This window comes from Perlabentimonas gracilis, assembly GCF_011174675.1.
GTDB classification, from domain to species: Bacteria; Bacteroidota; Bacteroidia; order Bacteroidales; family Tenuifilaceae; genus Perlabentimonas; species Perlabentimonas gracilis.
Map to the genome: position 1 here is coordinate 18,922 of NZ_JAANIG010000020.1, position 17,467 is coordinate 36,388.

General features: G+C 44.5%; 18 protein-coding genes. 9 read left to right on the forward strand and 9 right to left on the reverse strand.

Going from position 1 to position 17,467, the window contains the following annotated elements:
* The first annotated feature begins 120 nt into the window (after positions 1-120).
* Positions 121-474, forward strand: a complete 354-nt coding sequence (locus G8O23_RS09980; protein WP_166364342.1) for a helix-turn-helix domain-containing protein — start codon at positions 121-123, stop codon at positions 472-474.
* On the opposite strand, the gene G8O23_RS17630 is transcribed toward G8O23_RS09980, so the two are convergent.
* The 9 genes from G8O23_RS17630 to panC all read right to left on the reverse strand — a co-directional run bounded on the left by G8O23_RS17630 (position 471) and on the right by panC (position 8,187).
* Positions 471-1,169: a ComF family protein gene (locus G8O23_RS17630; protein ID WP_166364344.1), complete on the reverse strand. Its 699-nt coding sequence runs from the start codon at positions 1,167-1,169 to the stop codon at positions 471-473. The genes G8O23_RS09980 and G8O23_RS17630 overlap by 4 nt on opposite strands.
* Positions 1,169-1,612: a DUF2147 domain-containing protein gene (locus G8O23_RS09990; RefSeq protein WP_166364346.1), complete on the reverse strand. Its 444-nt coding sequence runs from the start codon at positions 1,610-1,612 to the stop codon at positions 1,169-1,171. Before G8O23_RS09990 ends, G8O23_RS17630 begins: the two co-directional genes overlap by 1 nt.
* 430 nt (positions 1,613-2,042) lie before the next feature.
* Positions 2,043-2,645, reverse strand: coding sequence for an ATP-binding protein (locus tag G8O23_RS09995; RefSeq protein ID WP_166364426.1), 603 nt, complete (start codon positions 2,643-2,645; stop codon positions 2,043-2,045).
* A gap of 202 nt (positions 2,646-2,847) precedes the next feature.
* Complete coding sequence (locus tag G8O23_RS10000; RefSeq protein WP_166364348.1) at positions 2,848-3,576, reverse strand: AlbA family DNA-binding domain-containing protein; 729 nt, start codon at positions 3,574-3,576, stop codon at positions 2,848-2,850.
* Between the two features lie 368 nt (positions 3,577-3,944).
* A complete protein-coding gene (radA, locus tag G8O23_RS10005; RefSeq protein WP_166364350.1) occupies positions 3,945-5,306 on the reverse strand; it encodes a DNA repair protein RadA in 1,362 nt (453 codons plus the stop codon).
* Between the two features lie 14 nt (positions 5,307-5,320).
* Positions 5,321-5,806, reverse strand: coding sequence for a nucleotidyl transferase family protein (locus tag G8O23_RS10010; protein ID WP_166364352.1), 486 nt, complete (start codon positions 5,804-5,806; stop codon positions 5,321-5,323).
* Between the two features lie 118 nt (positions 5,807-5,924).
* The gene (locus G8O23_RS10015; protein WP_166364354.1) at positions 5,925-6,950 is read right to left on the reverse strand and encodes a lysylphosphatidylglycerol synthase transmembrane domain-containing protein; all 1,026 of its coding nucleotides are present in this window, start codon (positions 6,948-6,950) and stop codon (positions 5,925-5,927) included.
* A gap of 24 nt (positions 6,951-6,974) precedes the next feature.
* Positions 6,975-7,325, reverse strand: coding sequence for an aspartate 1-decarboxylase (gene panD, locus G8O23_RS10020; RefSeq protein WP_166364356.1), 351 nt, complete (start codon positions 7,323-7,325; stop codon positions 6,975-6,977).
* Between the two features lie 22 nt (positions 7,326-7,347).
* A complete protein-coding gene (gene panC, locus G8O23_RS10025) occupies positions 7,348-8,187 on the reverse strand; it encodes a pantoate--beta-alanine ligase (RefSeq protein WP_166364358.1) in 840 nt (279 codons plus the stop codon).
* Positions 8,188-8,576: 389 nt separating this feature from the next.
* On the opposite strand from panC, the gene G8O23_RS10030 reads away from it, so the two are divergent.
* The 8 genes from G8O23_RS10030 to G8O23_RS10065 all read left to right on the forward strand — a co-directional run bounded on the left by G8O23_RS10030 (position 8,577) and on the right by G8O23_RS10065 (position 17,467).
* Entirely contained in the window at positions 8,577-9,404 is an 828-nt protein-coding gene (locus G8O23_RS10030) for a glycogen/starch synthase (RefSeq protein ID WP_166364360.1), read from the forward strand.
* Positions 9,391-10,728 carry a DUF4270 family protein gene (locus G8O23_RS10035; RefSeq protein WP_166364362.1) on the forward strand — a complete coding sequence of 446 codons (1,338 nt, stop codon included), beginning with the start codon at positions 9,391-9,393 and terminating at the stop codon, positions 10,726-10,728. Before G8O23_RS10030 ends, G8O23_RS10035 begins: the two co-directional genes overlap by 14 nt.
* A gap of 6 nt (positions 10,729-10,734) precedes the next feature.
* The gene (gene glmS / locus G8O23_RS10040) at positions 10,735-12,570 is read left to right on the forward strand and encodes a glutamine--fructose-6-phosphate transaminase (isomerizing) (protein WP_166364364.1); all 1,836 of its coding nucleotides are present in this window, start codon (positions 10,735-10,737) and stop codon (positions 12,568-12,570) included.
* 12 nt (positions 12,571-12,582) lie between these two features.
* Complete coding sequence (locus tag G8O23_RS10045; RefSeq protein ID WP_166364366.1) at positions 12,583-13,251, forward strand: DUF2461 domain-containing protein; 669 nt, start codon at positions 12,583-12,585, stop codon at positions 13,249-13,251.
* Between the two features lie 120 nt (positions 13,252-13,371).
* Positions 13,372-13,704 carry a 30S ribosome-binding factor RbfA gene (rbfA, locus tag G8O23_RS10050; RefSeq protein WP_166364368.1) on the forward strand — a complete coding sequence of 111 codons (333 nt, stop codon included), beginning with the start codon at positions 13,372-13,374 and terminating at the stop codon, positions 13,702-13,704.
* 5 nt (positions 13,705-13,709) lie between these two features.
* Positions 13,710-14,483 (forward strand): class I SAM-dependent methyltransferase, encoded by a 774-nt coding sequence (locus G8O23_RS10055; protein ID WP_166364370.1) that lies wholly within the window; start codon positions 13,710-13,712, stop codon positions 14,481-14,483.
* 10 nt (positions 14,484-14,493) lie between these two features.
* Positions 14,494-15,729 carry an FtsX-like permease family protein gene (locus tag G8O23_RS10060; protein WP_166364372.1) on the forward strand — a complete coding sequence of 412 codons (1,236 nt, stop codon included), beginning with the start codon at positions 14,494-14,496 and terminating at the stop codon, positions 15,727-15,729.
* Positions 15,730-15,769: 40 nt separating this feature from the next.
* Entirely contained in the window at positions 15,770-17,467 is a 1,698-nt protein-coding gene (locus tag G8O23_RS10065; protein WP_166364374.1) for an ABC transporter ATP-binding protein, read from the forward strand.

Below are 17,467 nucleotides of genomic sequence, written 5' to 3' on the forward strand. Positions count from 1 at the left end.
CAACAGGGCGAAGTTAGCTTAAAAATTGTAAGATGTTAAAAGTTGTACTTATTATTTAAAGTTTTGTGCTATTTTTGTACGTTTGTGTAGCTATTGAAAACATTTGAGAGCAAATAGGTTATGACTGAGAATGAAAGGTTAAGAATAATACGCACCAAGCTCAATCTTACCCAAAAAACATTTAGCGAATCCCTAGAGATCAAGCAGGGATCCTATTCGGATGTTGAAAGGGGGAAGGCTGGTATAAGTGCATTACTTCTCAAGAACCTAATCCGCAAGTATAGGGTTAACCCACTTTGGCTCTGCGAGGGCGAGGGGAGTATGTTTGTTGGCGAAACTCCCGATTGGGCTCAAAGCACAAGTTTTGAGCCCAGTGATAATCAGCCCGATGAAAAAGAGTGTACCAATCAGCTTCTCCAGCGTCAGCAGCAATACATTCAAAGCATAAAGGAGGTTGTTGACTTTTTAGCCTAGCTTGATGCATAGGCCAATGCCCCTACGCTAACCTTGCAATTTGCCGCCTCAATAAGTTTGGCCGCACAGGCCTCAAGGGTTGCTCCGGTGGTAACCACGTCATCTACAATAAGCAGGTGCTTGCCTGTAAAATCGTCGCTATTCACCACGGAAAATGCCTGAGCTACATTCTGCACCCTTTCGGCTCGTGTTTTACGCGTTTGGGTTTCGGTAAATTCTGTTCGAATTAAATGATTTATCGATAGCTCAGCACCCAAGGTCTGACAAATGCCTTCGGCAATGGCTTGGGCTTGGTTGTATCCTCTGATTTTTAGCTTGCGCTTATGAAGAGGAACAGGAATTACATAATCAACCCCATGGTATAGTTCAGAGCTTTTTAGCACCAAACCAAACTGCCTACCCAGCTCAACGCCTATATCGCGCCTGCCCTTATACTTTAGCATATGCAAAAGGGGGCGATATTTACTCCCCTTGGCAAAGAGAAAGTATGCACAGGCATTCTCAACAGGTACCCTTCCCCAGAAAACCTTAGCCACAGGATTATCCTTTTGGTTCCAGAAGCGGGTAAGTGGTAAAGCATAAAGGCACGTAAGGCACATAACCTCCTCGCCTACCATCAAATCGCTGTGGCAAACGGCACAGGTGCGAGGGTAGAAGAGTTGAATAAATCCAGCAAGGAATTTTCGGAAGAACACTACTTATCGCGGGTCCACACCACCTCGCGTCCAATTACAGCGAATCCTATGTAACCCTTCACTGAAAGTTTGTTTGGATCCTTATCAAACCACATAAGGCATTTATAGGTTTTGCCATTATTGGGATCGTATATCGTTCCGTTAACCCACTGATCCTTCGACTTGTCGTATTCAAATCCCTTAAGCAGGTTGAGCCCGAGTATGGGGTTGTTATGCTTCTTTTTATCTGGGTTTTTATCGTCAACCTTTGGCTTGCCCTGGTCGTTTAGCGGATCTTTAAGCCAAGTAATTTCGCCATTAAATTTACCAGAGGCATCCTGACTTATAGTTACCTTGCTGTCGCCATCCTGCGTTAACCATACGCCAAGCACCTTGTTGGCATTCTGTGCACATAAAGCTGTTGCTAAAAACAGCAAAAAAGTCAAGCAAAAAAATCTTTTCATACCACTTAAGTTTTTAAGGTTTTGTATATGCAAGATAATGTTTTTGTATATACAAGTGGTTAGCTAGTAAAAAAGATTTATGGTTTTTGTGAGGGGAGACAGCCCCATACCGCATATATTTGATTATCATTCAATGTCGTTTAGTCAATGCTTTTATCTAAGGCTGGGGGTGTGGTTTCGTCAAGGTATTGACGAGAGGAGAGCGTGTTATCCGCCAGCCGGCGGATCCCCCGACGAAAACCCTGGCTGTACTGACGTTTTGGCAAGCAGGGCCGGAGCGGGCGAAGCCGCTCCGAAGTTCCAATGTCAACCCATCTCGTCTCGTCAGAAAATGACGAGACGAGACTACACCCCTTGTTGGCGTTTCGTTGTTTATTTCCGCCATATTTCCGCCAAACTTATGTTTTATCCGCCAAATAACCGCCATTTATCAGGCACGAATAAGTTTATATTTTGTACCTTTCTTCTCACCCAATTTTTCAAAAACCCCAACCTCAACTAAAAATTCCAAATCACGTGTTGCAGTTCTTTCCGAGGTTTCGCAAATTAATTGGTATGTGCTATTGTTAATAAACTCGTTCTCTCTACAATAAAAAACTGCTTTAATTTGTCTTTCATTCAAACCCTTTTCAATCAACTGTTTTTCTGTGTACGATTTAAAGAGTTTTACGGAAATTCCTCCAAAAACTGATTCAAAAATAGGTTCTGGAAGTCCTACTTTTACACATTCGCTGATTATGTTAATCGTTCCTCTGCCCCAAGCCTCAATTAGACCTCCCTTAAAGAAAACGCTTGCAATTGTTGGATTGTATGGTCTTGATGAATGTTTTTGTTTTAAGTCTTCAATTGATATGCCTTCAGGTAGTTTGCCTTCATTCCATATCATAATCTTGTCGTCATAAACGCTAATCTGAACTGGGGCTCCTGAATAATCACGATGAACTATTGCGTTAATAATTGCTTCTCTTACTGCCTTATAGGGGTATTCCCATTTTTCAACTCGATAAAGTCCTTCATAGGAAATAGGAGAAATTAGGAATTTTTTATCATTAGTGTCCGACTAAGTATTTTGTAAAATGATAATAATGTGATAGATTTCTCGCTTCGCTCGAAATGACAGGCTGTTATGCTGTCAGGGGCGAGGGGGTGAAGGCGGCGTAGCCGCCTTCACCCCCTCGCCCCTGAGACCTCTTGAAAGTACTGTCATTTCGAGCGAAGCGAGAAATCTATATTTATTAGTCGGTCAGTAGTGATTTTTTATCTAGCATTTCAAGTGTTTTATCGGCAATTTGAAACGCATTCCCTTCAACTACTTCCTGAAATAACAGGTCGTCATCAGTTTTCCCGAAACGTCCAATTTTTACAAAGGCATTTATGTAAAATTTGCAAGGATTCTTCCCGAATAAAACTATTGCAGAACGCTTTATGCCTCCATTTTCCCTCAATAATAAATTGTCTAGGATTATCTCTGCATTTGTTTCATTTTCAATGAAAGACATTCTTTTACTACTCACAGCCGCTTTGATAAATGCATCAATTGCCTTTGGGTTAATATCATCTAGGGTTGCTCTATTTTCAATAACGTCATCCCAAGTTCTTCCCGACTTTTTTAAAAGGAACTCATTTAAAGCCTTCCCTTTCAGCTCCTGTTTAGTGCTACCGCTTCTATAATGGTATTTCCCTTGAAAGGATATAGCAATATCATAAGGCTTTACATCAATCTCAATTATTTCTAATGCGTTTTCTTCTATAAGATTAACATTACAGATTATTCCTAATTGGGTTTGAATTTTGTTCGGAATATCTTGGAGCAGTTTTTTAGAGTTTTCAACACCAATAACTTTTCCTTCATCGTTTATTCCAATAATCAACTTGCCTCCTGTGGCATTTGCGAAACCACAAATCCATTTCAGGTATTCATCTTTCCAAGATTCTTTCCACTCAACATTTTGATTTTCAGGCATAAATTCATATATATTATTGAATTTCAAATATAAGGAAAAGAAATCTATTCAGGATATCGGTTCGTGATCTTCGGTCTTGCAATGAACGCCAACTAGTTAATATCGGTCTTTGTGTTCCTGCCTGTTCGGCAAACTGGTTTTGAGCCTTCTTCTTGCCTGTCAGTTGACGGGTGTGGTTTTGTACTGCATTTCAATTGGTTACACAAAGCGATGCACTGCGTTTACCGAAGTGATCCACGAAGAATGCACAACCGAACCGCCAGTTGGCGGTGATCTCAACGAAGTTAAGGGTCCACAAAGGGAGGATAACATAAGTAGTCATTTGAAGAGAACTACTACCTTAACTAAACGACATTGATTATCATTCGTCATTTAAAAAGCGCCCTAACCAGCTCCTCAATCTTCGAAACCCTAACCAGCTCTATATTCTTCACAAATTTACCCTCGTCTTTCAGGCTGTATTTGGATATAAATATCTTTTCGAATCCCAGCTTTGCGGCCTCGGCCACTCTCTGGTCGACCCGGCTTACCTGCCTTATTTCGCCCGAGAGCCCAACCTCTGCCGCAAAGCATATGGAGGTGGGTATTGTTAAATCGAAGTTAGAGGAGAGTACGGCAGCCACCACGGCCATATCCATAGCGGGGTCGGTTACCTTTAGCCCTCCTGCCAGGTTCAGGAAAACATCCTTAGTGGCCAGCTTAAAGCCCGCACGCTTTTCGAGCACTGCCAGTATCATGTTTAGTCTTCGGGTATCGTATCCTGTTGAGGATCGTTGAGGTGTTCCGTAGGCTGCAGTGCTAACCAAGGCTTGGGTTTCTATAAGGAAGGGTCGGGAGCCATCCATGGATGCTGATATGGCTACGCCGCTAAGCGCCTCGTCGCGATGCGAGAGGAGTATCTCCGACGGGTTTGGCACCTCCATAAGCCCAGCGGACTGCATCTCGAATATGCCCAGCTCTGCGGTTGACCCAAAACGGTTTTTAATGGATCGGAGTATACGATACAGGTAGTTGCTGTCGCCCTCGAACTGTAGCACCACATCTACAATATGCTCAAGCACCTTGGGGCCGGCAATACTGCCATCCTTGGTAATATGGCCTATAAGAATAATGGGTATACCGGTGGTTTTTGCATAGCGCAATAGCGCAACGGCGCACTCCCTAACCTGCGATACCGACCCAGGCGACGAATCGATGGTGTCGGTGTATAGCGTTTGTATAGAGTCGATTACCAGGAGGTCGGGCTCAGTGTTCTTAGCCTGGGTTAGGATGTTGTCCAGTAACGTTTCGTTAAGGATTAGGCACTCAGATTCGCCATTGGTTAGCCTATCGGCTCGGAGCTTCACCTGACGAGCGCTCTCCTCGCCCGAAACGTAAAGCACTTTCAGGTGGTTAAGCTTTAGCGCCATTTGAAGCGCCAGGGTCGATTTGCCAATACCGGGTTCGCCCCCCAAAAGCACTAACGATCCAGCCACCAACCCACCGCCTAGAATGCGGTTGAGCTCCTCAATTCCGGTGCTCAATCGGCGTTCGTTACTCGACTCAATTTCCTTGAGTGCTTTGGGCGTAGCGCTTCGCGATACCTCAACCAGTCCATGTCGTTGCTTGCCTTGGCTTACCCGTTCCTCAACGTAGGTGTTCCATTCGCCGCATGAGGGGCACCGGCCCACCCACTTTGCCGATTCAACCCCACAGTTCTGGCAAACATAGCTTGTTTTTACCTTGGCCATTGGTTATGCTTAAGTTAGTCGCAGCAACAGCTGTCCTTGTGGTACTTAATAGGTCTATCTGTGTCGAGCTGTATAACTTCTCCGCCCCAATCGTGCACCCTGTCGAATGCTCGAGTTTCAATATCCACAGCATGCTTGCAGCAAACCACGGCAGTGGGCTTAACCAGATCGATAAGTTCGGATGGATCCTCGGTGTTCACAACGTGAACAGCCGACACCAGCTGTAGCGAAGCTAGCGCAAAGGCCCTGTTGCAATGATGGTTGGTGGGATTTCCTTCGCCTTTGTGGTTAGCAACAAGCTCATCGGTTTTAACCGCAACAAGCAAAACATCACCCCTGTTCGATGCTTGAATAATCATATCGATGGTGCCGGGTTTAAGCACATCGAAGGTGCCATAGGCTAGCGATACTTTTTGCCCCTTGAAGTTCCAATAGGCAAGCAGGCGCTCAAGCTCAGCTCTACCAAGTACCTTCTTGTCCAGTATATCTTTTTTGTCCATATCAATAACTGTTAGGTTGTGGAATGAACAAAGTTAGCTAAATAGATTGGATGTGATGAAAATTCATCGGGATTAGAGGTTGAAAACAATTAAGGGGTGAAGCATGCAAAGAAATACTCTAGGAAGCCGATGTTGAATTAACCGGGGCAGAACCCTTTTTGCGGAATTTAAAAAAGAAGTAAACAAGAAACGCAAGCCCAAGAATTATGAAAAGTAATGTTTGCGACTCATGTGATATTACGGCGTAAATCAAACCATCCTCTTTTGAAATACCGTATATACCCAATGCCATTGCAGTTATAATATGGTAGGCTCCAAAACCACCCTGCACAGGGGCAGCCATTCCAAAGGAGCCAACAACAAGTAGAAATAAACCATCGGTGGGGCCAAGGTTACTCGTTGCCTCAATGGAGAATACCATAAGCCATGTCATAATCCAGTAGAAGAACCACAGCATGAATGTGTACACAAAGAACGCTCCTCGGCGCTTCATAGTAAAAACGGCCCTAACCCCATCTACTAATCCCCAAAAAAACTTTGATACCTTATCATGAAACTTCTTGCCAAAAACGTTTTTGCGGATTAGAACAATAAGCGCAACCCCCATAACAAGCGAAGCAACCAGAATAGCAGGAGCATTAGTTACTAGCCCCTGAACCTTGTTGGCAATTGGGACAAGGGCGCTGTTCCATATGAAACTCCCAAAAAATTCGATACGGATAACAAAAACAAGCAAGGTAAGCGCCAACATCACCAGTAGGTCGAAGGCACGCTCAACAATCACAGTTCCAATAAGCGAATCGAAAGGAATGTTGTCGGATTTACGAAGCGATCCGCAGCGTGTTATCTCGCCAATGCGAGGGAATACCAAGTTGGCCATATATCCAACCATAAGCGCACCAAGGGTGTTGGTAAGGGACGGCTTGTATCCTAGGGGCTCTATAAGCAATCGCCATCGGAGAGCCCTTACCATGTGCGCTGCAATAGCCGCCACTGCGGCCAAGGCAACCCAAAAATAGTTTGCGTTTTTAAATCCAGCCACCAGCTGCTCAACATTGATATCCCTGAAGGCAAGATATAGCAATGCAATGGCAACTACTAATAGCAGAATGATTTTTACCGTACCTTTTACGGAGCGCTTCACTGGCAAAGGGTGCTTGGCTGGCTACTACACCAGCTTATTGGTTTCGGTATCGGGAAATATAATGGAGGGTTGAAACGTTTTGGCCTCTTCGAAGTCCATCATGGCGTACGACATAATAATTACAGTGTCGCCAACAGTACACTTACGAGCAGCAGGTCCATTGAGGCAAATCTCGCCCGATCCCCTTTTGCCCTTAATAATGTATGTTTCGAGGCGCTCACCATTGTTGATATTAACCACCTGTACCTTTTCATGCTCAATAAGGTTTGCTGCATCCAACAGATCCTCATCGATGGTTATACTGCCTACGTAATATAGGTTGGCCTCGGTAACCCTTGCCTGATGAATTTTTGATTTTACAACTTCAATATACATTGTTTGCCTACTTAGTAACTAGTTAAAATAAGATGTTATCGATAAGTCTTACATCACCCACTTGCACAGCAATACAGCCTACTGCTTCGGCAGACTCGCTCCAATTACCAATGGGTTCAAGCGTTTTAGCGTTTGCTATCTCAAAGTACTCTACATTTAGCAGGGGGTCGCTATTAATTTGATTAACAACCCATCGCATCAGTTCTTTAACGCTGAATTGCTCCTTTTTGTTTCGAGCTTCGAAAAGAGTTTTTGCGATTAGAGGAGAACTTTTCCGTTGATCGGGTGTGAGCAGCATATTCCTTGAGCTCATGGCAAGACCATCGTTTTCGCGAATTGTAGGGCAGCCAATAATCTCGACATCTAGTTTGAGCATCTCAACAAGATGACGAATAACGGCCAGCTGTTGATAGTCCTTTTGACCAAAATATGCGCGTGTTGGGTCAACGGCGTCGAAGAGCTTGCTCACAACCTGAGCAACCCCATTAAAGTGTCCGGGCCTGTGCTTACCCTCCATAACCTTATCGAGATTGCCGAATTCGAATTTACGGGTATCCGTTTCGGGGTATATCTCTTCAACGGTAGGAGCAAACACTATATCAACTCCTATCTGCTCGCACTTGCTTAGGTCTTCATCGAGGGTACGAGGGTAGTTACGTAGGTCGTTGGGGTTGTTAAACTGGGTTGGGTTAACAAATATGCTTGCCACAACCACTTGGTTTTGCTCACGGGCAATGCGCATTAGCTCGGTGTGCCCTTTATGTAATGCCCCCATTGTAGGAACAAACCCAATGCTGCGCCCACCATCACGTGTTGCTTGAAGGTGCGAACTTAATTCCTCAATGGTATTTACTATTTTCATTATTAGTAGTGTAAATCTATTTGAAGGGCACAAAGGTAAATCTTAAACCAATATCAACAAAAACTTTTATTGCCTAAAAGGCTACAGCATAGCAAATGATTGTGTAGCGATATTGTCGACAAGCGGTTGCCCGAACACAATATATACTTCTGCAAAGATTTTAAGCCAGTTAGGTTGTGTATTATTGCATTTTTTAAAACCAGAAGACGATGCTCAACTCTCCGCAAGAGATTTCTATATCGTCTGAAAATCAAATAGAAAAACACCTTGCCACTTAATTGTGGATTTTTTTTTATACTTTTGTATCAAGAAAAATTGGGGGGCATTTCAGTGCTACTAACCCCTCTGTTTTATCTTATAACATATTGTGGTTGAGAAAATAAAGTGAAATGAAAAGCGTAAAAGTACTGTTCGTCTCTCAGGAGATTACCCCCTATATCGACGAGAATGATATGTCGATAATTGGGAGGAACTTACCACAGGGAATTCAGGAGAAGGGAAGAGAAATACGCACGTTTATGCCCCGTTGGGGCAGTATTAACGAGCGCAGAAACCAGCTGCATGAGGTTATTCGCCTTTCGGGAATGAACTTGGTAATTAGCGATGCCGATCACCCCCTGATCATAAAGGTTGCATCGATACAAAGCGCCAGGATGCAGGTTTACTTTATTGATAACGAGGATTACTTTCAGCGAAAAACCACGCTAACCGACGAGAAGGGGAACTACTACCCCGATAACGATGAGCGAGCCATCTTTTTTGCCCGAGGTGTTATGGAAACCGTAAAAAAGTTGCGCTGGGCTCCCGATATTGTGCACTGCCATGGCTGGTTCTCATCAATGATTCCTATTCTGGTGAAGCAGACCTACCGAGAGGATCCAATATTTGCCAAGGCAAAGGTGGTGTACTCAATGTACGATGACGCCTTTACTCCGGCCCTCGACTCCAACATCAAAAGCAAGCTTCAGCTCGAGAACATCACCAAGAAAGATTTAGAACTTCTTAACACTCCCGATTACATAAACTTAACTAAGTTTGCGCTGAAGTATTCTGATGGCATAATATTTGGAAGTCCGAAGGTTGAATCGGAACTCGATGAGCATGCAAAGTCGCTTAAGAAACCAGTTCTCAACTACCATGGAATGGACGATTATGTAGATCAGATCAATTTGTTTTACGATAAGGTTTTAAACAGTACAGGCAATGACAAAAAGTAACCCTTCCGCTTTTCTCTCTCAAAAATTTAAGGGTATTAAGCTTCCTTTTTTTTTCTTGTTTTTTAGCGTAGTTTTTTGGCAATGTGTTTCCCCTCCCGATTTTTTAGGGGGTGATTTGCTTCCCGATGGCGATGTTTTTCGTGTAAAGACCGATACCTCGTTCCAATTTTCGGTGTACACCAGCGATTACGACTCGCTTAATACAGCCCAGTTTGGTACTGCCGTGGTGGGCGAAACATTCGACCCAATTTTTGGTCGCAGCCGCGCATCATTCCTTTCGCAGATATTGCTTCCCAACGCAAACCACAAATGGGGCACTAACCCTGTTATCGACTCGGTATTCCTTTACCTTAGCCTAAGCGATAAGTTGGGTAACGAGCCAATCTACTTTGGTGTCTACGAACTGGTCGACTCCCTCTCGTTGGGTGTAGGTTATAATGGACTCAATAGCGTTGATAATTTTGTGGGATCAACAGAAATTGGAGCAACTCTTCTCCCATACACGGGTGAGGAGAAGGTTCTGAAAATACCAATAGATCCTGTATGGGTTAACAATAAGCTTATTATAGCTGCGCAAGAGGATACAACCATAATGTCGAGCCAGGAAAATTTTCTGAAGCATTTTCCCGGCATTTATGTAGCACCCAAAAACACATTTGCCACCTACGCAAAGGGAATGTATTACTTTGATTACACTAATACCGCCTCAACCTTATCGGTTTTCTACTCAAACGATGAGCAGGATGAGGATGCTACTACTAGCCTAACCTATTCGCTTGTTTTTAGTGCAAATGGTAGTGCTCGCTTTAACCATTTCCAGCATGATTTCTCGGTTGCCGACCCAGAGCTAGCCGTGAAGTTCAACTCACAAGAGGGAGCAGAGCAGGATACCGTTGTTTACGTTAAGGGTTTAGGCGCAGCAAGAGGAATGATTGTTTTGGATGATATTTACGATTGGGCCAGTCAGATGCCTATGGCAATTAATAGAGCCGAATTGCAGATAGAACTTGAGAATCACGAAGGGATGCCTGCTGATACGCTGCTTAACCAGCTGTTTTTGTATACTCTTAAGGATGGCAAGCCAGCCGACCTTCTGGATCGTCTTTATGATGAGGAGAACTTTGGCGGGAAATATAGAAAAAGCAAAAACCGTTACAGCTTTAATATTACATATCACTTACAATCGCTGCTTAACGACCCCGAGCAGAGTAAAATTATATACATTGAACCACGCAATGGCTCCATTAGAGCCAATGGTGCAGTGCTAAGGTCGGGTGTGCACAGTAGCAGGATGAAGCTAATTATTACATATACCAAATTTTAAAAGCCAATGTGTGGGATTGTAGCATATAATGGAGGCCGTAGAGCTTACGAAGTTATTGTTAATGGATTAAAACGACTCGAGTACAGAGGGTACGACTCGGCTGGTGTATGCCTTGTCGATGGAGACGTAAAGGTATACAAGCAGAAGGGAAAGGTATCGGATCTTGAGAGTTTTATCGGCTCAAGCCCCACCGATGGGTCAATAGGAATAGGTCATACGCGTTGGGCAACACATGGCGAGCCTAACAACGAAAATGCTCACCCACACACCTCAATGAATGGCCATTTTGTGATCATTCACAATGGGATAATAGAGAACTATGGACACCTAAAGACAAGGCTTGAGCGTAGGGGGTATAAGTTTAACTCCGAAACGGATACAGAGATCCTTGTTAACCTCATAGAGTACATCTACCTCAAGGGTAATATCAGTGCTGAGATAGCTGTAAGGCTGGCCCTAACCAAGGTGGTGGGCGCCTACGGTATAGTGGTAATTTGCCGCGATGAGCCAGGTACCCTAATTGCTGCGCGTAAGGGTAGCCCCCTAGTAATTGGCGTGGGTGATGGCGAATACTTTGTGGCTTCCGATGCTACACCAATTATTGAGTACACCAATAGCGTTATCTTTTTGAACGATAACGATGTGGCAATAATTAAAAAGGATGAGCTATCGCTTAAGACCGTAATGAACGAGGCGCTTGAGCCCCGAATTCAAACCCTCGATTTAGATCTAGAGGAGATTGAAAAGAATGGGTTCGATCACTTCATGCTCAAGGAGATTTACGAGCAGCCCCGAAGCATAACAGACACCTTCCGTGGTAGAATTTCAGCCGACCATAAGAATATTCACCTTGGAGGATTATACCAAGTACTGCCCCGCTTGGTTAAAGCCAAGCGGATTGTACTAATTGGATGCGGCACATCATGGCATGCTGCCCTTGTGGGCGAATACCTGCTCGAGGAGTTTGCGCGCATACCGGTTGAGGTGGAGTACGCCTCGGAGTTTAGGTACAGAAACCCCATTATCAATAAGGATGATATAGTTATCGCCATAAGCCAAAGCGGTGAAACTGCCGATACATTGGCGGCCATCCGTTTGGCTCGTGAGGCTGGAGCCATAGTGTTGGGCATTTGCAATGTGGTAGGGTCAAGTATTCCCCGCGAAACCGATGCAGGAGTATATACCCACGCTGGCCCCGAAATAGGTGTGGCATCAACAAAAGCATTTACGGCACAAGTAACTGTACTAACCCTAATGGCCATGCTATTGGGACGCAAGCGCGACATTATTTCCCAAGCCCGATACGAGAAGCTTATTAGCGAGATGATGGCTGTACCAAATAAGATTGAGAAAATATTGGAGTCGAACGAGATAATTCGAGAGATATCAGCCATTTTTAAAGATTCCACCAACTTTCTGTACCTTGGTCGCGGGTACTTTTTCCCCGTAGCTCTAGAGGGTGCTCTTAAGCTTAAGGAGATATCATACATCCACGCCGAGGGTTACCCTGCGGCAGAAATGAAGCACGGCCCCATTGCCCTAATTGACGAGAAGATGCCGGTTGTGGTGATTGCACCACAGGATAGCAGCTACGAAAAAGTGGTGAGCAACGTGCAGGAGGTTAAGGCTCGCAAGGGTGTTGTTATATCAATTGTAACCGAGGGCGACACAATTATCAAGTCGATGTCGGATCATGTAATTGAGATACCCAAGGCGAGCGAGATTGTGGAGTCTTTACTGGCTGTAATACCCCTTCAGCTACTGGCCTATCACATTGCCCTAATGCGTGGTTGCGATGTTGACCAGCCTAGAAATCTGGCCAAGTCCGTTACTGTGGAGTAAACCAATGGCACCATGGAGCACATACATCCCGACACCCTTGCATTCCTCGATGATTTAAGGCATAACAATAATCGAGAGTGGTTTAACGAGAATCGTAATCGTTATGAGCAGGTTAGGGATAGTTTCAACCTCTTTGTTGAGCATCTGATTGCCAAGCTGTCCTCTTTTGACCAAAGCCTGGCTACACTTGAAGCAAAGGATTGTGTTTTCCGAATATTTCGCGATGTTCGATTCTCGCACGACAAGAGCCCTTACAAAACCAATATGGGTGCCTACATTGCTAAGGGTGGCCGAAAGGGTATGTATGCTGGTTACTATTTTCATGTTGAACCCAACGCATCTTTCCTGTCGGGAGGAATATACCATGCACCCAACAGCATCATTAAGAAGGTAAGGGAAGATATAGATTTTTATGCCGATGATTTTATTGCCATTGTCGACGAGCCACAGTTTGTAAAGGTGTTTCCCTCTCTTGGCGATGATTCGTTAAAAAGGGTTCCCACAGGTTTTTCACCCCAGTCGAAAGTGGCCGAGTACCTTAAGCTCAAAAGCATTACCCCATTACATACCCTAAGTAATCAGCAGCTACTATCGAGCGATATATTAGACTATGCCGAATCGATGTACAAGCTAATGCAACCGCTAATTGCTTTTATTAACAGGGCAATAGATGCCGAGTAGGCAAACCAAGCAAGTAATAGTTGTAGTATGTTTTAGGAGAGCCTTGTTTTGCTCTTTCTAAAACTATTTGTAACAAATCCTTATATTTGCATACATTTTTAACAATAGGAGGGAAAGGAGATGGAAAGCACAAGACTAAGTAAAGTATCGCGGCAAATTCAGAAGGATTTGGGTGAGATATTCCAGCGTCAGGCACAATCGTTTATGGGCAAGATGGTAACAGTTACTTCTGTTAGGGTAAGCCCCGATTTAGGACTAGCAAAAGTATACGTAAGCATATTCCCCACCGAGAATAAGGAGGAGACACTAGAACTGATAAAGCAGCAGTCCAAGGCTATTCGCTACGATTTAGGGCAACGCATTCGCAATCAAATGCGAGTGGTTCCAGAGCTGGCTTTTTATATCGACGATTCGTTAGACTACATCGAAAATATCGATCGACTACTTAAGTAGCAACTATGCTAAAGCATATCATATCAACCACCAGTAGATTTATTCCTCGTCACCATCTGCAGCGGTTTGCTGGCGTAGTTCTTAAGGTAGTTGGGTTGTTTTATAGGGGCAGTAGGTTTGAGGATCCAATTATGGGAGTTAAGTATAGAAAGCTTTTACCCTATGGGCGTATTAAGATGCGGCCAAATGCACTTGCCCCCGATTCTATGTCGTTGGAAAGGCACAGGCTAATTTGGCTGTACCTAAAGGAGCGAACCAACTTTTTTACTTCAAACAGCAAGGTGTTGCATATAGCACCAGAGTATTGCTTTATAAAACGATTTGCCAAGCTGCCAAACCTCGATTACACAACAGCCGACCTGAATTCCCCCTGGGCAAAGGTAAAGCTCGATGTGCAGAATATTCCCATGGAAAGCAATACGTTTGATGTAATACTATGTAACCACGTACTAGAGCACGTGCCAAACGATATAAAGGCGATGGAGGAGATGTATAGGGTGATGAAACCCGGGGGCTTTGGTATCTTTCAGGTTCCTCTTGATATCAATCTCGAAATAACCCTGGAGGATAGCACCATTAATACACCCAATTTACGTGAGCTCCATTACGGGCAGCGCGACCACCTGCGGTTATACGGCCGCGATTACGCCCAGCGTTTACGTAGTGTAGGTTTCATAGTAACCGAGGATAACTACGTGAATAGCATTCCGCAAAATTTGGCAAAACGATACGCTCTACCCATGGATGAGGTTATCTATCTTTGCGTTAAACCCTGCTAAAAGAGCACCTATGAATTTCCCCTTTTACATAGCCCGTCGGTATTTGTTTGCAAAAAAATCGCATAACATAATAAACATCATTTCGCTGATTTCGGTGGTGGGAATGGCAGTTGGGGTTATGGCCTTGGTGGTTATCCTATCGGTTTTTAACGGCTTTGATTCGCTGCTACGCAGTATGTACTCCATTGTCGATTCCGATATTAAAATTACCCTGGTGGAGGGTAAAACATTTCCCGATACGCTAAGTCGATTGGATGAGGTTCGAAATCACTCCTCGGTGGCAGTTTTTTCCGAAGTGCTTGAAGAAAATGCAATCTTTAAGTATCGTAACAAGCAGCATATTGGAACGATTAAAGGGGTTAGCCGGAACTACCCCGACCTTATTGGTATCGACTCCATGATGGTGGATGGAGAGTTTATGCTGTGGCGCGGTAGTCAGCCCATGGCCATAATGGGGCATGGGGCAGCACTATACCTAAATGCCAACCTAGCACACTTCGACCCGCTGGAGGTGTTTATGCCACGCAAAGGAAGACTACCCACCATATCAACAGCAACAGCATTTACTTCCAAGGTCATTATGCCCTCTGGGGTATTTGCAATTGAGCAGGATTTTGATACACAAACTATTTTTTCACCCATTGAGTTTGTTCGGGGGCTTTTAAACCTTACGCATGAGGTAACCGCTGTGGAGATTAAGCTGGATCCCAAAGCAAATTTGGAGCGGACACAGCAGGAGCTACAAAATATTCTAGGCCAAGATTTCAAGGTTCTGAATCGATATCAACAGAATGAGTCATTGTATCGAACTCTGAAGACCGAAAAAATGGCAGCAGGACTAATTCTTTCATTCATCCTTTTTATTGCCTCGTTCAACATTATTGGAACGCTGTCGATGCTTATTATTGATAAGCGAAAGGATGTTGAAACCCTCAAGAGCCTTGGTGCCGACAACAACACAATTCAAAAGATTTTTGTTACCGAAGGATTGCTAATTTCCATTGCTGGAACAGCAATAGGTGCCATTTTAGGGCTGATTATTTGCTGGATGCAAATAACATTTAAGTTGGTTCGACTCGAAGGCACTGGAGAGTTTATCATAGATGCTTATCCTGTTGAAATACAACCACTGGATATTCTTGGTGTACTTGTGGTAGTTTTTGCCATAGGCTACTTTGCTGCTCGCTTCCCTGTCCGTTATATTACGCAGCGTATCTTTGCGCAGGAGCAAACAGGCAACCATTAGGTATGCAGGGGTGCTCTTTCAACACCACAACAATATCCAGATGGCTGAAAATCAAAACACAAATCCCATTCTCGATGTTAAGGGGCTAAACGTATGGTTTGGGCAAAACCAGGTGCTTAGCAATTTTGCGCTTGCTCTCGCACCTGGCGAAGCTTTGGGACTAGTGGGCGAGTCTGGATCTGGAAAGTCCATATCAGCATTAAGCCTTATGGGGCTTTTGCCACCTGGAGCTGAGGTAGCCAGCGGTTCAGCCAGTTTGTTTACTCATGAAAGTTCAAAGATTAATTTACTAGGAACCGCCACAAAGTTTGAGGAGGTGCGAGGGAGCCTTATTTCAATGATTTTTCAAGAGCCAATGACCTCGCTCAATCCATCAATGCGCTGTGGACGGCAGGTAGAGGAGGCCATTTCGCTACACAATGAGCTATCGGCAGAAAAGGTGAAAGCCAAGTGCCTTTCGCTTTTAAGGGAGATGCAGCTACCTAGCCCCGAGAAAGCCTATCGTAGCTATCCTCATGAGCTTAGTGGAGGTCAAAAGCAACGGGTTATGATTGCCATTGCGCTTGCAGGTAATCCTTCTGTATTAATTGCCGATGAGCCCACTACAGCTCTTGACGTTACGGTTCAGAAAGAGATTTTAAATTTGCTGAAAGGGATTATCGCCAAGCGTAGAATGAGCCTAATCTTCATAAGTCATGATCTGGGGGTTGTATCGCAGATTACTAGCAGGCTCATGGTGCTAAAAGATGGCTGTATAGTAGAGGAGGGGCCAACAGCCAAAGTTTTATCTTCGCCTACACATCCTTACACTAAGGGGTTAATTGCCTGCCGGCCACCCATCGATAAGCGACCCAAGCAGCTACCAACTGTAGGCCAGCTTGAAGATCAAAGTGCGATAGTCGACGAGGGCGAGCGAGATCTTCGGGCCGAAAGCGAAACCCTTTACATAAAGGATCCTTTGCTCGAGATAAAAGGCTTATCGGTCGATTATGTGCTTAAGCGTAATCTCTTTGGAAAACCGGTTGAAGCGTTTAGGGCGGTGGATAGCTTATCACTAGATCTTTACCCCGGCGAAACCCTTGGGTTGGTTGGTGAGTCGGGTTGTGGAAAGACCACGCTGGGTAGAGCGATCCTTGGGTTGGCTCATTATCAAAACGGAACCATTTGCTATAATGGCAAAGACATAAAACTATTTACTAAAGTCGAGATGGCAGCTTTTAGGCAAGATGTTCAGCTCGTTTTTCAGGATCCCTATTCGTCGCTAAACCCCAGGCATACCGTAGGAGAGGCACTAATGGAGCCCATTGCATTTTACGATTCAAGCATCGGCTGGAGTCAGCTTAAAAGTAGAGCGAAGGAATTACTGGAGTACGTCTCGCTTTCCTCGAACAGCTTCTACCGCTACCCGCATGAGTTTTCGGGTGGTCAAAGGCAGCGGATTGCCATAGCAAGGGCACTATCGGTTAACCCCAAGGTATTGGTTTGCGACGAGATGGTCTCGGCGTTAGATGTGTCAATTCAGGCACAGATACTAAACCTGCTCAACAGGTTAAAGTACGATTTGGGGTTAACATATCTGTTTATCTCCCACGATTTATCCGTGGTGAAATATATGAGCAATCGAATACTGGTAATGCAAAACGGCAGAGCCGTGGAGTTGGGCCCTGCCGATTCGGTTTATAATGCACCTCAGTCGGACTACACCAAGCGATTGATTGGTTCTGTCCCCAAGCTATAG

Bases quoted from the DNA above. Each gene is read 5' to 3' on its own strand.
- panD (WP_166364356.1), bottom strand. From the start codon at position 7,325: ATGTATATTGAAGTTGTAAAATCAAAAATTCATCAGGCAAGGGTTACC.
- G8O23_RS09990 (WP_166364346.1), bottom strand. From the start codon at position 1,612: ATGAAAAGATTTTTTTGCTTGACTTTTTTGCTGTTTTTAGCAACAGCT.
- panC (WP_166364358.1), bottom strand. From the start codon at position 8,187: ATGAAAATAGTAAATACCATTGAGGAATTAAGTTCGCACCTTCAAGCA.
- G8O23_RS10045 (WP_166364366.1), top strand. From the start codon at position 12,583: ATGGAGCACATACATCCCGACACCCTTGCATTCCTCGATGATTTAAGG.
- G8O23_RS10065 (WP_166364374.1), top strand. From the start codon at position 15,770: ATGGCTGAAAATCAAAACACAAATCCCATTCTCGATGTTAAGGGGCTA.
- radA (WP_166364350.1), bottom strand. From the start codon at position 5,306: ATGGCCAAGGTAAAAACAAGCTATGTTTGCCAGAACTGTGGGGTTGAA.
- G8O23_RS10055 (WP_166364370.1), top strand. From the start codon at position 13,710: ATGCTAAAGCATATCATATCAACCACCAGTAGATTTATTCCTCGTCAC.
- G8O23_RS10000 (WP_166364348.1), bottom strand. From the start codon at position 3,576: ATGCCTGAAAATCAAAATGTTGAGTGGAAAGAATCTTGGAAAGATGAA.
- G8O23_RS10060 (WP_166364372.1), top strand. From the start codon at position 14,494: ATGAATTTCCCCTTTTACATAGCCCGTCGGTATTTGTTTGCAAAAAAA.
- G8O23_RS10010 (WP_166364352.1), bottom strand. From the start codon at position 5,806: ATGGACAAAAAAGATATACTGGACAAGAAGGTACTTGGTAGAGCTGAG.
- glmS (WP_166364364.1), top strand. From the start codon at position 10,735: ATGTGTGGGATTGTAGCATATAATGGAGGCCGTAGAGCTTACGAAGTT.
- G8O23_RS10035 (WP_166364362.1), top strand. From the start codon at position 9,391: ATGACAAAAAGTAACCCTTCCGCTTTTCTCTCTCAAAAATTTAAGGGT.
- G8O23_RS10030 (WP_166364360.1), top strand. From the start codon at position 8,577: ATGAAAAGCGTAAAAGTACTGTTCGTCTCTCAGGAGATTACCCCCTAT.
- rbfA (WP_166364368.1), top strand. From the start codon at position 13,372: ATGGAAAGCACAAGACTAAGTAAAGTATCGCGGCAAATTCAGAAGGAT.
- G8O23_RS09980 (WP_166364342.1), top strand. From the start codon at position 121: ATGACTGAGAATGAAAGGTTAAGAATAATACGCACCAAGCTCAATCTT.